This is a genomic window from Nitrosomonas sp., from assembly GCF_019635155.1.
GTDB lineage: Bacteria > Pseudomonadota > Gammaproteobacteria > Burkholderiales > Nitrosomonadaceae > Nitrosomonas.
Genome location: NZ_JAHBZY010000002.1, coordinates 265,381 through 280,114, shown reverse-complemented (window position 1 = coordinate 280,114; position 14,734 = coordinate 265,381). Strand labels below are relative to the sequence as shown.

Sequence of the window (14,734 nt, the reverse complement as noted above, 5' to 3'; positions counted from 1 at the left end):
ATGCACCTTGAGTCTCTTTTAAACGCAAAATTTGTTATTAGCCAGCTTCAAATATGAGGCTCGACCACCCGCCGCAAAAATTGATGAAAATGCTCCATGCCTGTTTCCATCGGAATTTGATAAGGCCCTGTTTCATTGAGATGCTGATCGTATAAAGCACGCCGTCCAGCAGTCATTAATTGACAGATTTCGTCATCTTCCAGAGCCGTTTCTTTGTAAGCCGCCTGTTCCGCTTCCACAAATTCACGTTCGAACAATGCTATTTCTTCCGGATAGTAAAATTCAACGATATTGATGCAACTTTCAACGCCCGTGGGCAATATCGTGCTGACTACCAGCGTCTGCGGATACCATTCCAGCATGATATTAGGATAATACAGCAACCATATCGCACCATGCGGCGGCATTTCACCTTCCGTTTGCTGCAATACTTGCTGATGCCATGCCGCATACACCGGACTACCCGGTTTCTGCAAGCGTGCGTCATCGATCGCTACGGTTTGTACGCTATACCAATCGCCGAATTCCCATTCCAGTTCCTTGGTATTCACGAATTGACCCAAACCTGGATGAAAAGAATCCACGTGATAATCTTCCAAGTACACTTCGATGAAAGTTTTCCAATTGCATTGATAATGTTCGACTTTAACTCGATCCAGCACATAACCGGAAAAGTTAAGATCCTTGAGCACCTGCTTACTCAAATTCGCTAAATCTTTAACAACATTACGCTGACCGCTAAACAGCAATCCGTTCCAGTTTTGTAATGGTGTTTTATTCAGATTCAAACAAGGATTACGATCAAAATGCGGTGCACCGAGCAATTTACCATCCAGTGCATACGTCCAACGATGAATCGGACATACAATATTCTTGGTATTACTTCTACCTTTCAGCAGTAATGCTTGCCGGTGACGGCAGATATTGGAAAGTAACTCTATTCCTTGCTCGTTACGCACCAGCACTTTCGCGTTATTCATCCATTCCGGCACATAATAATCCCCAACATTGGGTACCATCACTTCATGCCCCACGTAACCCGGTCCCTGGTCAAATAACAACTGCTTCTCGATTTCCAGAATTTTAGGATCCAAGTACCACTCAATGGGAAGCTGTACTGACATTTCTGTCAGTTGTGAGATCTCGGCCATGTTAGACATATAAAATACCTTACATCCCTCCAATAAAATTTAGCGGCGAAAATACACGAAAAGTCAGAAATTTAAAACCTATTTTTATAAGAACAGAACGAAAAGTGGATTGCTTGGCTATAATAGCAACCTTGTTAGTAGAATATTAATATTCATTGATACACTATACAAATTTATCAATTTCAATAAATTGAATAATCAACAGAAGAGAGTAGCTTAATGAAATCTATAAACCGATTAAGAAAGAAATCATGGGTAGCCTTATTATCCACAGTATTCATTGCCGGTCTAGCAGCTTGTGACAGCGGTGAAGAAAAAGCAGTAGACACATCATCGTCTTCTAATGCCGCAGCGGCCACAAAAAGAGTAATGCCTACCGGACCCGCAACCGGTATTCTGGTTGATTCTCCAGTAGCGGGGGTTAGTTTTAATGCTTCTTCTGGCAAATCCGGAACCACTGACGAAAAAGGAATTTTTAATTTCAACCATGGTGACAAAATCGAATTCAAATTGGGCGGTTTGACACTCGGAAATATTCCAGGTTCTCAAATCGTAACACCAATCGAGCTCGCCGGGGATAGTAGCGATAAATTACATAACTTATTAATCCTACTGCAATCACTGGATTCCGATAGCGATCTTTCGAACGGTATTTCCATTTCACCGGATACTGCCGCCGCTGTGAAAAACTCTATCAATCTGGATACCAATCCGGAAACATTCGCCGAATCCGCAAAATTAAAAGATATCATGGAAGCAGGAGGTATTAGCGGCGATGTCAGGACTGTAGAAGAAGCCCGTAATCATTTTATGTCACAAGGCGTTGCACTACTCAGCGCTCAAATCTGGGTGAGCTACAGCAATCAAACTGCCAGTGTGCTGAGAGTTGCTTCAGATAATTCTGGAGAATACCTGAATGGTGAGGCCAGACCGGATGATTCTTGTGACGAAAACCGGGTTTGCGGTGGCAGGACAGTCTTCCAGGCCGGTGTCGAATACGGTGTTGCTAAAGCAGTCGATTTCGATACCCGTGGATTTAAATTGGTCGGAACACCTTCTGTCGACACGAATATCAAAGCAGGTTTGTCAAATCCGGGGCCGACCCGGCGCTTGCGTACCGATGGTTTCGAGTTGATTCATTCCGATATCGTTACGGTGCAAAGAGCACGTGAACAAAGCAGTGTATTCGGCGAACTGTTCCATATCGCCAAACCGATTCAATTGAGCGATGAAAATGAAGTTGCCGAAAAAGAGATCAAAGAAACCCGCTATTCAAAAATCGATAATGAGGCAAACGGTATTGTAGGCGCCTGGGCTTACGATAGCGAGGCAATCAACACTCCAACCCTGGTGTTCTTTCCGAACGGTAAATTCCTGATGATCGATCCAACCGGCGAGACGCAACGGGAGGATCAAGCAAAATGCGGCAAACCCGGTGTTGAGTTTTCATCCTATACCTTTAACAAAGGCGGCAACAATTTGAAACTATCGAGTTTCACCTACAATACCAACGGTTGTGCCGGTTTTTCCGATGTTGATGGCAATATCGGTTTTTCAATCAGCTCGGATGGCAACACCGCGAAGCTTGATAAACCCGGTGAAACATCGGTCACACTATACCGTGTTTCCAAATAACGCGCCGTCAGGCTCTTAACCTATTACTCACCGGCATTTAAGCGGATTCCGGTGAGTAATTACATTCTAATTTGTTGCTTCAACCGCTGATGCCCATCATCCGTGTCGCAATTAATGTTCCGGTCGACACACTATTTGATTATCTGGCCGAGGATGCCAGTCCTAATGATATTGGCCTGCGCGTAAGCGTGCCTTTCGGCAAGAAAAAAATGATCGGTGTCATCGTTGCGATCAGTGCTTCCACATCGATCGATGCCGAGAAACTCAAAACGGCTTACTGCATCTTCAGAGAAACAAAACCGCTGCCAGCCAGCTTGCTGGAATTATTTCAATTTTGCAGCCAGTATTATCATCATCCGCTCGGTATGGTGATCCTGAATAGCCTGCCTGCGAAAATGCGTCACAATAAAACCATTCAAATAAAAAAACCGGCAAGCGATCAAAGCTTCGAGCTCACTCCCATCGGAAAACAAATCGATGTAGCAGTCATTCCGGCGCGAAACCGTGTCGCTCGGCGCTTGCTCAGCGCTTTCTTACAAACCCCGCTACTCACGGAAACGCAAATAAAGCAAATCTCCCCGCGCGCCAATCAATGGTTGCCGCAATGGATTCAGCAAGGATGGATCACCGTAAAACCGGCTTCCGCAAAAACAACGGCAACCGCCGTTACCTCTCCTCCCGTATTAACAACCGACCAGGAAGCGGCTGTCCAGGCAATTACCTCCCATCTTAAGAAATTCAACTGTTGGCTTCTGCATGGCGTAACCGGCAGCGGCAAGACCGAAGTCTATCTGCGCACTATCGAATCGGTATTGAAGCAAGGCAAGCAAACCTTGGTACTGATTCCGGAAATCAGTCTGACGCCGCAACTGGAGACAATCTTCCGATCACGTTTTGCGGCAACGCCGATGGTCAGCTTACATAGCGGATTAAATGATACCGAACGGCTCTCGGGTTGGTTACAGGCACAAAGCGGCGTTGCAAAAATTATCCTTGGAACCCGGCTGGCCGTATTTACACCGCTTCCCAATCTTGGGCTTATTATTGTCGATGAAGAGCAAGACAGCTCGTTCAAGCAGCAGGATGGACTGCGTTATTCCGCCCGCGACATGGCCATTTTCCGTGCCCGGCAACATTCGATTGCAGTTATATTGGGATCCGCAACACCCTCTTTGGAAAGTTATCACAATGCGCTCAGTGGTCGCTATCATACTTTGCGTCTCCAATCTCGCGCTATCAGAAACGCTGTATTGCCGCAAATTCATTTAATCGACACCCGCACCAGCAAGATTCAGGATGGCTTAACCGAACCGCTGATTCAAGCCATCCATCAATGTTTAATCGATAAAAACCAGTGCCTGATTTTTATCAATCGGCGCGGATATGCGCCGGTGTTGTTATGCAAATCCTGCGGCTGGTCGGCGGTTTGTCAACGTTGTTCCAGCCGATTGGTCGTTCATCTTCGTGACAAACAACTGAGTTGCCATCACTGTGGTCATCAAGAATCATTCCCTCGTGCTTGTCCTCAATGCGGCAACCAAGATTTAGCGCCATTCGGACAAGGCACGCAGCGAGTGGAAGAAGCTTTGGCGGCCTCTTTTCCAGCTGCACGGATTTTGCGCATCGATCGCGATAGCACGCGCCGCAAATACGCTTGGCGAGACATGCTGCAAGCCATCCATAAGCAACAAGTCGATATCCTGGTCGGCACCCAATTGCTCTCGAAAGGGCATGATTTTCCTAATCTCTCGCTGGTCGGAATATTGAACGCCGATAGCTCGCTGTATAGCACCGATTTCCGGGCGAGCGAACGCTTGTTCGCACAATTGATGCAAGTAGCGGGACGTGCCGGGCGCGCCCAAATTGCAGGGACTGTATTGATTCAAACTGAATTTCCCAGCCACCCGCTTTATCAAGCACTGCAACATCACGATTATGATGGCTTAGCGCATATCTTGCTGACGGAACGAAAGACCGCAGAATTCCCGCCTTATGTTTTCCAGGCTCTGCTGCGAGGGGAAGCCCATCACCTAAATCAAGTCCTGGATTTTCTCAATCAAGCACGCAAGCTCGCGAAACCGCCCAAAACCGTCGAATTATTCGATCCGGTACCGGCGCAAATGCACCGTCTCAAAGGTTTGGAACGCGCGCAGTTATTGATACAATCAACATCTCGCAAGCAATTGCAAGATTTCTTGACGAAATGGTGGATGCAAATTCAAGTCCTTACGAATCATAAAGTGCGATGGATGCTGGATGTTGATCCGCTGGAATTTTGATGCGCTTTGACAATACGATATTCTTATTTGTACAAAATTGAATACAACCGGAGTCAATCATGAAAGCCATATTTTTTCATAAAGGGGGAACAACGGATGTGTTGCAATACGACGATATTGCGCCGCCAGCCGATTGCAGTGATAACCAAGTACTGGTTCGCATCAAGGCGATCGGCATTAACCCGGTTGATTGTAAAATCCGTGCGACACCGGAGCGTTTTCCCGTAACTTTTCCGGTCATACCCGGTTGCGATGGCGCAGGCATCGTGGAAAAGATTGGTGCCAAGGTCAGCAATTTTAAACCTGACGATGAAGTTTATTTCTCGCAACCCGGCTTTAATCACCGCCAGGGCACCTACGCTGAATACGCGCTGGTTGATGCCAGCTTGCTGGCATTAAAACCGCGGTCGTTACCGTTCGAGCAAGCTGCCGCCGCGCCATTGGTCTTTATTACCGCTTGGGAAGCCTTGCATGATCGGGCGCACATCGCCCGGGATCAAGTAGTACTAATCCATGCCGGCGCCGGTGGCGTTGGCCATGCCGCCATTCAATTAGCTAAACACGCTGGTGCCAAGGTCATTACCACCATCAGCAGCGAAGAAAAAGCGCAATTTGTTAAAGCGCTGGGCACCGATTTGATTCTCAATTATTGCACCCAGGATATCGTCTCTGAAGTGCTTCGCTGGACCGGCGGGAAAGGCGTGGATATCGCACTTGACACGGTTGGACCGGCCGTGTTGCAAAGCTGTTTCCGCTGTGTCAAACCTTACGGTGATGTCGTAACCATACTGCAAGCTTCTGCGGACATCGACTGGAGCGAGGCGCGTAAACGCAATGTGCGATTTAGTCACGAACTGATGCTGTCACCGGTTTTACTCGAACTGGAACAAGCAAAACATCATCAAGCCGGAATATTGCGGCAATGCGCAGCGTTATTCGAGAAAGGAAAATTGGATGTGGCAATCGCGCGCAGCTTTCCACTGACGGAAGCGGCCGCAGCGCAACAGTATCTGGAACAACAACATCCGATTGGAAAGTTAGTGATGGTTGCTTAATTCCATCGTAATCCGCGAACTTAGTTCAAAGCGAAAAAATGACTGCGGATCAATCAAAATAAAGGGTAACCGGCATGCCGTTAATCAATCGTGTCTCGACGGCATCCACAAACTCCATCTGAGCCAGAATTGCGGACCGAACCACTTCCAGCGGATTAATTTCAGCGGCGGAAGTTTTCTGCATCACGCCCGGCACCGCAACAATTCTGGCTTTTGCAGTATCCCCGTTAGGAAATTTCACCCGGACCATTTGCCCCTCTTCCGCATAATTCTGATACTTCGGCGGAATAAATGCATCAATCATTACTTGATCCGGAAAAATCATTTCCAATAACGCTTGCCCGCGTGACAGATATTCACCCGGCTGTGCATATAACTCGGTAATCATTCCGGTTGCAAAAGTAAATAGATACAATTGCTTCAGCTGATCCTGAATTTTCTCAAACTCAAGTGTTAATTGACTGATTTGATTAGAAAGTTGACGCATTTCCGGCGTTATGCCTTGTTCCATATTGCGCACTCTCTCATATTCCATTCGCTCGGTTTTCTCCAGCATCGCCAAATTCTCAAGCGTAGATCGGTATTGACTGCGAACCGTCGCAATTTCGGCTTGTGTAGCGGCTCCCTGATCAAATAAAGTTTCATATTGGCGCACGCGATTTAATGCGAAATCTCTTTGTTCCTGAGCATATTTTAATAATCGCAGGGAACTGGCACGCGATTGTACGGCCTGAGTCAGCAATTTCTGTTTTTCTCTGGTTAGCAGATCAATTTCAATACCAATCCGATCGTGACTATCTTGTAGCGCAACGTTGACCATTTGCGCCAGCGGCACGCCTTCCGGGATCATTTCCAATGGTTTAAAAAATATCTGCTGAACATAACCTTCCACAGGCGCACGTACGATAAAATTTGTGACCTTGATCCGGCCATGCGCTTCAATACCCAAATTCTCCCAGACAATCTTTCCGATCAAATACACCAATGGCAAACTGGCAATAGCTAAAATCAAATACCAGCGCCACGGCCTGCCCGGCCGTTTGGCATCGCTGTATTGAATCTTTAACCCCCGATCATCGTTCGGGATTTTATTTTCGGGTTGATTAAAGCGAATTTTCATAGAGATAATTTTCCCAATCTTGCCATGATTGAATGATGAGACCACCAAAATTAGACCGTTGAAGTTGATCCTGCAATTGCTGCATCGCTTCACTGAAAATTCTTCGCGGTTTATGGGCATAGCTGTTTTCCGGCCCTAATTCGCGCTCCAGACTTTGCGCAAGACTGAATACAATCGCCGGATATTGCTGCATCGCCGACTGTAATGTAGTCACAATAGCCTGAATATTCATGGAATAATACATAACAGCAATTTCTTTGACGCCAATCTCTTCCAGCTTGCAGGGAATACATAAACCAAACGATGATTCCTGGTGCAAGTAACGAGGATGAATACTGACCCCCACCGGCCACGGCGATATCGCCTTCACTTGCCGGATGGTTTCAATCATTTCCGTAAGGCGCTTTTCACCCGTCAGTTCCGATTCAAGCTGATCGGGTTCAATATCCAAATGCAAACCATCAAAATCGATGTGTTTAAGGGCGCTAACATGACGGAGCAAGTTGGCGCGAAACTGCGGCAAAATCCAATCCGGATCGCCTAATAACAGCTCCACTTTTTTCTTACGTTGGCGTGCGTCTCTGATAAAGCTTGTCAATCGTGCAGGATTCGCGGATGCGGCGGAAATTTCCCGTGCATTCAGTGAAACCAGCAAGCGATTAATCGCATTGGATTGTTTTCTGCTCCAGAAATCGGTGTAATTGATCAATTGCCCGAAATTCCATACATACACTGCAAACTGACTGGAAACGACTTCGGTACGAATGGGTGCGGCCGCCATTAACGGTGCTGCCGCAATCGGTTTCTCTTCCTTGTTTCCTAAAAATTCGCCGGCCAAACGCAATGGCTCGAGTAACATTGTTGTTTCGACTACCGGGTAATAGTCCTTTTCCGGGGTATCCGCAACCATTAGAAATTGACGCAAACGAATATGCAATTTCCAGTGTTCCGATTCCGCTTCGACATTCTCGATGGCGACACGATAATAAGCATTAATCGCTTTGAAATATTTCTCAATCACATCGCCATCCATAACCCGCAACCGGAGTCCACTCTCGCGGACCAGTTCATACGCTGCTTCCAGCCTTGTCCGTTGAAACTTTATTTGTTGCACCAATTGCTGATAGCTATTCAATAAAGCGCGAAATTCGTGTTGCAACTCCTGATCACGGCGTGTGTAGTCCGCTCGGAAACTTATCAATTGACTGTTCAAGCGCGATTGCTCATTTTTCCGATAACTGACGATTTCAAGCGGCATCCTGAAATTTAACCCGACCGCCCCGCCGTATCCCCATTGCATCCCATCGCCTGGAGGGCTTGGATGCGGAATTGCCGGACCACCAAAAGCGGTCATCGAAATATCCGAGTCAATCCCTTGCCAATTCTCAATTTCTCTAATATTTTGGAGATTATCAATCCGGGCTTGCAGTATCCTGAGGTCCGGCTGCACGATATCGTGCTCGATTATATTCGGGATTTCCGCCAATGGCGGTTTAACCGCTTCAAAAGGTAAGATCGCGGAATTCGTCAAATGCGCTAATCGCATCAAAGCCTGACTCTTATTGTTGCTGAATTCGATATGGGTACGTTCGGCCCGATCAAAAGCTGAAAGAAATTCAAAATAATCTGATTTAAAAAGTAAACCCGCTTCCTGCCTTTTAAGCAGTAATCGATCAACGCCATCGTTCCGCAAGCGGGCATAAGCATCGGTTAACGCCAGCATTTTCTGTGCGCTCCAATAGGCTGCATAGTTTTCTTCGATAAATAACGCCGCCAAACGTTTACTCCAATCCAACCGAATGCCTTCGATCCGCACTTGCGTCGCAGCATCTTCAACGGCGCGCTGTCTTCTTTCAGCGCTGCCAAGTAATGGATAGCGCACTCCGATTCGCGCCATGGGATCGAAAAAATGTCCGAACGGCTCTCTAGCAAAAGGACTTCTTTGATAACCACCCGATACGCTGCCGAATACTTCCCAGCCTTTAAGCGATTCTTGAGCGAGCAAGTTGGAACGTTCCGCTTCTAAATCCGCTTGCGCTTTTAATACCGATGCGGCCTGATCCAAGTGTAAATAAAATTCTGCAAGCAGCCTGACTTCGGCTGCGGCGCTTTTCGATAAAGCGAGTAACAGTAGCAGCAAGAAAAGTAATATTTTCACTGTTTGCCTTTTTTTAGAACCCACAGAGGCGCCATCGCGGAATCCAAATGCCCTTTATTGAAAATTTGATTGGCAATGGCGAATGCGCTCCACACGCGAGCGATAAACTGAAAAAAGGGATAAAGCGGAAGAATTAAAAAAGCGGCGCAATCCCGCCACTTCCTATCGGAAATGATCATCAGATACGCGAGGAACTGAATCAACACCAAGCAGACATAAAATACATAAACCAGAGTCATGCTTAAGATAAATATATGCAGCGGCAACACGACTGCCATATAGATCGTATAAATCACAATGGCAAAAGGCATGATGATCTGAAATAAAATTCCGTACCACAGCAAAAAGATAAAATTCGCCCAACCCATATTGGCTACGGAAATACCGGATCTGTGCTTGTTCGAATAAATATACCAAAGATCGCCGTCCCATCGTAATCGTTGCTTAAAGAAATCTTTAAACGTTTCCGGCACATCCGTGTGCGAGACTGCAAGCGGCTCAAAACCAATTTGCAATTGCGGGTAACGGGCATGATATTTTTTAATGCGCAGCGTCAAATCGAGATCCTCGGCTGTTCCGGTATTCCAACCTCCGATTTTCTGCAAGAAAGCTCGCCTGAAAATTCCGAAAGCACCCGGGACATTATTAATCACATTCAATTTGGCAAAGCCCAGCTTGCCGATCTGCATGGTGAGCATATACTCGAGATCCTGCATTCTGGTGATTAGCGATTTTCTGGCATTGCGCACACGCATCGGCCCCGTCACCGCCACCACATTGGGATTCTGGAAGTGTAAGACTGCAGAATGAATCATTTGATTATCAAACGACGTATCACCATCCAATGCTAAGAAAATCTCACCTTGCGCTCGACTGAGCCCGGCATTCAATGAAGACACCCTGCCTCCGCGTTGAATTTTCGGGATAATAATCAACGATCGTTTGGAGTATCTTGGAATGACCGAATACAATTCTTTCAGCGCCCGGTATGTTGCGATATTTTTTTGAACACCATCGACCATTGCAATAATTTCAATATGCCCGGGGTATATCTGTTCCATTAATGAAATCACGGTATTCTGCACCGCTTTCCCTTCCGCATAACAAGTAATCGCGCAAGTCACTCGCGGATAGTAGGGAAGAGTAAGCGGCGCTTCCACGGCGTCTTTAATGACAAAGCGGAAAACACCCATCCAATTGACAAAATAAAGCGGTAACTCAAAAAACAACACAAATGGAATGAGCATGAGCACATATTGCACATCCGGGTATTGTGAAAATGTGACGCGAAAAACATACCAAGCTTGGAGTAGCGATTCCATCGGTTATAGCAATTCACCAAAAAGACGGGCCAGTAGCAGCTCAGCATTCTCCTTATTTGATAATTTCTGAGAATTAACGCTGACAAAGCGGCAATCCAATTTATAATCACTCTCTTCTAACAGCTTATCCATACTCTTTTCGATACGTTTTTGAAAACCGAACAACCCTTGCTCGTCGGTATTTGGCAACAATAGCCAGAGCATATTTTCCGATGTGCGTGTGGAGAGATCGGGGGTTCGCAATAAGTTTCTCAATCGTTGCGCAAAAGATTCGAGCATTTGCAGTAAACGGCTGTGATTGAAGAGCTCCACCAAATCCGGCAAGTTTGCGAAATAAATTCCGAACAAGCTGAAATTGATGTTCGGATAACGGCGAGCCATTACCATCAGCCAGTCCAAGTCATGGATAAACAATTCCCTGGAAATAAAATCGAGTTGATTGAATCCGGAGGATAGATCGAATACCTCTCCGCGAAATGCGATTGTTCTACCTTTATCGCTCAGACGCCATGAATGTATTTCATTCAAGATGAGCTCATTCGGATCCATCTCTTTTTCACAAATTGCGCAACGCACCTGTACGTCGCCTTCGATAAATGAATGGTGGCATGCCTGACAGGAATAATTCTCCAATGGGCGATCATAGTCGCTGCCAATGTGTCGCAAATGCGTATGACACTTAGGGCAAACCAGTATGCCGCTATGCATGAATTTGTCTTGCGCATCGACGCAACCGCACGTAAAACAGTGCAAAGACGGCTGTAATTTAATATCAATGGCGGAACAATTGGGACAAGTATCGATGAAACTTAAATGCGAAGACCGGCAATACATGCATTCCCGTTGCCGGTCCATCAGTGATATCGTTTCCAGAATTTTGGAGTTGGCAAGGTTCCTCAACCATTCAAATGAATCCGATTGGTCCAGACTCATGGCTTCCAGCAGTGGATATCGGTAAAAACGCGAATTCTTCCACTCATGGTAAGGCTGTAGAACATAATTCGGACGCAACCACAAGTAGTTGATTAATCGTCCCTGGTGCGTCAAATAAGCGTCTTTTCCCTTTAAAGACCTTAATAAATCTTGTGTAGCATCAATTTGTTTCTGTAATTCCAAGGCCGATGGCAGCAGGCCATCCAATAAGCTGCTGTCCGGGGAAGTCAGCAATGCTGTCGAGAAACAAAGCGAAGCAAAAACTTCACTGTCTCTACGAATTTTTCCAAGTATGGACGCTACGTATTGCTGGTTGCTTCCTTCGATAACAAAAGCCGATGGAACAATCCTGTCTTTTTCCCACTCGGAAAAATCGCTCAGTTGCTGAACGTTGAAAGAAATCTTATATTGTTCTAAGAGATGACTGGTTTCTTGTGAAAAAAATATAAGCATACAGTTATGACTAAACTTCTTCCCGATAATTGGTGACGGACTGTATCAATTCTTTTGATTTCGTAATAACAAATTATATCTATTTAGTCAGTTATGGATATTAATTAATTCTCTAAATTAAATTGATATGAGAATTATACTACAAGATTATATAAAGTTATCTGACAAAATAGTCATCCAGTATCGAACACGCAATACAAAAACAAAAACCCGAAGATCTCGTGTTATTTTGACTTTAATAACTGATGCATTGGATGCAATAACTCTTGCGTAGCAAGCGGATTATGTGCCGCAATCCGGAGCGTAACCTACTACGATTGATAACAAAGCACGGATTAGCGTGGACGATGGAGCGGATTTCCGTGGATTACGCTCCATCGTTTCACCCGCCGGCTATTCGTTAGCGTGCGGTCAATGCTGTTTGCAGTAAGTTAGCAGTCATTTGCCCGCTGGTTTGACTGACATAATTGGTAATGATCGGAATAAATTGACCGACCAAATTCGGAGACAGGTTTAATTGTTGAAAAGAAGCGGCCAACGCAGCCATATTACCCAGCGTATTGCCGCCACCTCCCATCAGGGATGACAAGCCGCCAGCAGCAGGTGACGCCGGTGCGGCACCCAACATGGTATTCATCCCGGGAATTGATTGTGACAATGTCGCAAAAGCCTGCGGATTCATGCTTCCCTGAGCCACTTGAAAAATAGCTCCGGCACCACCCAGTGCTTGCTGTTGCGATACCCCAAGCTGGCGCACCAGAATATCAACCAATCCTATCTGATTAGTTGACACCGTACTGGCTGCAGCCGTACCGGTATCGATTATCTGCTTGCCACTTTGCGCGGCGCTCTCAATCGTTGACAAGCCCTGACCAACCGCATTCAGCGGATTCTCCTGTGGTGCCGTGCTGGCGCAACCGGCAATTAATACCACCGTTCCTATCAGATTAAATTTTAAGCATTGGGTCTTATTCATCATTTTCTCCTTCAGTAAAAATTAATATTGCCCGGCAGTCGTATTCAATCATACAGCATTGCGCATAATTCATGATATTTCTGTCATAAAAGCTTCATATTGCACAGGTATACTTCACACAACAATCAATAAAGGAGAAAAATAATGCAATGTTTAATTAAAGAATGGCCTAACAAAATGGCAACTTTGATGACCACCGATGGTACTGTTCTTTGGACCTTCAATAACGTGGAAGAAGCTCGTAAGGTATGGCAGGATTGGCACTCACTGAATAGCAAGCAATCCTCGATACCCATGGGTGATCTTAGCGAATCGGTTTAATCACTGCTAAGAGTAGCGCCAATAACTATCCCGGCAAACTGCCGCTCTGCTTTTGCCGATCCGTTGCTATCGTACAACATGCAATTCTCCACCCGCTTATCTCCCTCAAGCGCCCACAAAACTCTTAAAATAAACAGTTTCTATTCGCCAGGAAACTTTTATGAATTCGCCCGCACCCACTCCTCGCCAAAGCCAATCCATCACCGATGAAGCTGAATATACCAGTCCTGCGGACAAATCCGGATTTCCGGCCGGAACACTGGTGCATATCGGTGAAAAACTCGAATCGCGTTGCCGGATCACAGTCACTCAATACAATGCCAGTACTTTAATACGCCGCGAAATCAATTCCATTGCCGAACTGCAGCAACTCAAAAGTGCCGAGCTGATAACCTGGATTCATGTGGATGGACTCAGCAACACAAAAATCATTGAAAACATCGGCCAGGAGTTGAATATCCACCCGTTAGTTCTGGAAGATATTTTAAGCACTCACCAGCGGCCCAAACTGGAAGAATACGATAACTTTCTTTATATGGTGATTAAGGGTATCAGTTCTGATTACGAAAAAAATTTTTGTTTACAGTACGAACAAATCAGTATTCTTCTATTGAACAATTGCGTGGTTACGTTCAAAGAAAAAGCCGATGACACATTCAATCCGATTCTTGCTCATTTGCAAAACAACAATGCGCGTTTGCGTCAATTCGGCAGCGATTATCTGGCCTATGTCATTCTCGATACCATCGTTGATGAATATTTTGTCGTAGAAGACAAACTCGATGATGTCATGGATCCTCTGGAAGACAATATCTTGTTCAATTCCGACAAAGAAATGCTGCAAACCGTTCAGCAAATCCGCCGTGGTTTGATTTCAATGAAACGCAATATATCGCCGCTTCGTGAATTACTCGCCACCATTCAGCGCATCGATTCACCATTACTGCAGCAAAAAACATTACGCTACTACGGAGATGTCTACGATCATATCCTGCGCGTAAGCGATGCACTCGAATCGTACCGGGAAAGAATTTCTGCCATGCACGATCTCTACTTGTCGAGTATCAGCAACAAAATGAATGAAACCATGAAGTTTCTAACCATTTTTGCGACCATATTCATCCCGTTGACATTTATCGCGGGCATTTACGGTATGAATTTTGAATATATGCCGGAATTAAAATGGCGCTGGGCTTATCCTGCCATCTGGGGCGTGTTTATTACGATCAGTATCGGCTTACTGATCTATTTTCGAAAGAAAAAATGGATGTAAAAAAGAGGGATTCTGTATCGAACAAAATCCCTCTTTGAATGTTTTCTTACTAAAAAAG

11 protein-coding genes are annotated in these 14,734 nt (G+C 45.7%); 5 read left to right on the top strand and 6 right to left on the bottom strand.

The window, feature by feature from the left end; all coding sequences use genetic code 11:
- Positions 1 to 47: 47 nt before the first annotated feature.
- Entirely contained in the window at positions 48 to 1,160 is a 1,113-nt protein-coding gene (locus KF839_RS02860; RefSeq protein ID WP_292916314.1) for an aromatic ring-hydroxylating oxygenase subunit alpha, read from the bottom strand.
- 210 nt (positions 1,161 to 1,370) lie between these two features.
- Between KF839_RS02860 and KF839_RS02855 the strand changes: the two genes are divergently transcribed.
- From KF839_RS02855 to KF839_RS02845, 3 genes are all read left to right on the top strand, one after another.
- Positions 1,371 to 2,786: an adhesin gene (locus KF839_RS02855; RefSeq protein WP_292916313.1), complete on the top strand. Its 1,416-nt coding sequence runs from the start codon at positions 1,371 to 1,373 to the stop codon at positions 2,784 to 2,786.
- 89 nt (positions 2,787 to 2,875) lie between these two features.
- Positions 2,876 to 5,065: a primosomal protein N' gene (locus tag KF839_RS02850; RefSeq protein ID WP_292916312.1), complete on the top strand. Its 2,190-nt coding sequence runs from the start codon at positions 2,876 to 2,878 to the stop codon at positions 5,063 to 5,065.
- A gap of 59 nt (positions 5,066 to 5,124) precedes the next feature.
- Entirely contained in the window at positions 5,125 to 6,120 is a 996-nt protein-coding gene (locus tag KF839_RS02845; protein ID WP_292916311.1) for a zinc-binding dehydrogenase, read from the top strand.
- Positions 6,121 to 6,169: 49 nt separating this feature from the next.
- Here KF839_RS02845 and KF839_RS02840 read toward each other — a convergent pair whose 3' ends face one another.
- The 5 genes from KF839_RS02840 to KF839_RS02820 form a co-directional block, all read right to left on the bottom strand.
- Positions 6,170 to 7,240 (bottom strand): HlyD family secretion protein, encoded by a 1,071-nt coding sequence (locus KF839_RS02840; RefSeq protein ID WP_292916310.1) that lies wholly within the window; start codon positions 7,238 to 7,240, stop codon positions 6,170 to 6,172.
- On the bottom strand, positions 7,224 to 9,398 hold the full coding sequence (locus KF839_RS02835; protein ID WP_292916309.1) for a TolC family protein: 2,175 nt from the start codon (positions 9,396 to 9,398) through the stop codon (positions 7,224 to 7,226). The genes KF839_RS02840 and KF839_RS02835 overlap by 17 nt, the downstream gene beginning before the upstream one ends.
- Positions 9,395 to 10,720, bottom strand: a complete 1,326-nt coding sequence (locus KF839_RS02830) for a glycosyltransferase family 2 protein (protein WP_292916308.1) — start codon at positions 10,718 to 10,720, stop codon at positions 9,395 to 9,397. The genes KF839_RS02835 and KF839_RS02830 overlap by 4 nt, the downstream gene beginning before the upstream one ends.
- 3 nt (positions 10,721 to 10,723) lie before the next feature.
- Positions 10,724 to 12,106, bottom strand: a complete 1,383-nt coding sequence (locus tag KF839_RS02825; protein ID WP_292916307.1) for a TackOD1 domain-containing metal-binding protein — start codon at positions 12,104 to 12,106, stop codon at positions 10,724 to 10,726.
- A gap of 400 nt (positions 12,107 to 12,506) precedes the next feature.
- Positions 12,507 to 13,082 (bottom strand): DUF2780 domain-containing protein, encoded by a 576-nt coding sequence (locus KF839_RS02820; RefSeq protein ID WP_292916306.1) that lies wholly within the window; start codon positions 13,080 to 13,082, stop codon positions 12,507 to 12,509.
- A 144-nt stretch (positions 13,083 to 13,226) separates the two neighbouring features.
- Here KF839_RS02820 and KF839_RS02815 point away from each other — a divergent pair, with 144 nt between their 5' ends.
- Positions 13,227 to 13,403 carry a hypothetical protein gene (locus KF839_RS02815; protein WP_292916305.1) on the top strand — a complete coding sequence of 59 codons (177 nt, stop codon included), beginning with the start codon at positions 13,227 to 13,229 and terminating at the stop codon, positions 13,401 to 13,403.
- Positions 13,404 to 13,563: 160 nt separating this feature from the next.
- A complete protein-coding gene (gene corA / locus KF839_RS02810; protein ID WP_292916304.1) occupies positions 13,564 to 14,676 on the top strand; it encodes a magnesium/cobalt transporter CorA in 1,113 nt (370 codons plus the stop codon).
- The last annotated feature ends 58 nt before the right edge of the window (positions 14,677 to 14,734 follow it).